Source organism: Streptomyces cahuitamycinicus (assembly GCF_002891435.1).
GTDB classification, from domain to species: Bacteria; Actinomycetota; Actinomycetes; order Streptomycetales; family Streptomycetaceae; genus Streptomyces; species Streptomyces cahuitamycinicus.
Window position 1 is genome coordinate 1 of the sequence record NZ_POUC01000866.1, and the last position, 1,029, is coordinate 1,029.

Here is a 1,029-nt window from a genome sequence, read left to right on the forward strand (position 1 = left end):
GTCCAGGGGGCGGAGCCCCCTGGTACGGCACCGGCAGTACGTGCCAGTGCCTCCAGCGCCTCCAGGTCACACCCGTCGGCCACCTGCGCGGCCATCGCCGTGACAGCCTCGACCGCCGCACCCTGCCGTTCGGCAACAGGAACCAGCCCGAGATGCCGTGACGGCGTGGAAACCTGCGCGGCCCGCCGCAACACCCCCAGCACCGGCACCCCCGCCTGCTCCAGCGCCTCCCGCAACAGCTCCTCGTGCCGGTCCGACGCGACCTTGTTGAGGATCACGCCCCCGACCCGCACCTCCGGGTCCCACGACGCGAACCCGTGCACCAGCGCCGCCACCGACCGCGACTGCGACGAGGCGTCCACGACCAGCACGACCGGCGCCCGGAGCAACTTCGCGACATGAGCCGTCGACGCCAGCTCACCCTCGCCCGCGGCCCCGTCGTACAGTCCCATCACGCCCTCGACGACCGCGATGTCACACCCCTGTGCCCCGTGCAGGAACAGCGGCCCGACCAGCTCGGCCCCGCACAGGTACGCGTCGAGGTTCCGCCCCACCCGCCCGGTCGCGAGCGCGTGGTACCCGGGGTCGATGTAGTCCGGCCCGACCTTGTGCGGGGACACGGCGAGCCCCCACGCGGCGAACGCGGCCATCAGCCCCGTGGCGACGGTGGTCTTGCCGCTGCCCGAGGAGGGCGCGGCGATGACCAGCCGAGGAACGGAAGCACTCACCACTCGATGCCCCTCTGGCCCTTCTGGCCCGCGTCCATGGGGTGCTTGACCTTGGACATGTCGGTCACGAGGTCGGCGAAGTCCACGAGCTTGTCCGGCGCGTTCCGCCCGGTGATGACGACGTGCTGCGTCCCGGGCCGATCGCGCAGTACGTCGATCACCTCGTCCGTGTCCACCCACCCCCAGTGCATCGGGTAGGCGAACTCGTCCAGCACGTACAGCTTGTACGTCTCGGCCGCCAGGTCCCGCTTGACCTGCTCCCAGCCCTCCCGGGCCTTCTCCCTGTCTCTTATACCCATCT

Annotated in this window: 2 protein-coding genes; both read right to left on the reverse strand. The window is 71.0% G+C overall.

What is annotated here, in order from left to right; all coding sequences use genetic code 11:
* Positions 1-728: cobyrinic acid a,c-diamide synthase CobB (locus C1J00_RS43510; RefSeq protein ID WP_102914242.1), on the reverse strand; the 728-nt coding region annotated here is incomplete at its 3' end.
* The coding region (locus C1J00_RS43515) for a cob(I)yrinic acid a,c-diamide adenosyltransferase (protein WP_180989926.1) at positions 725-1,029 on the reverse strand (305 nt) is incomplete at its 5' end. The genes C1J00_RS43515 and C1J00_RS43510, both read right to left, overlap by 4 nt.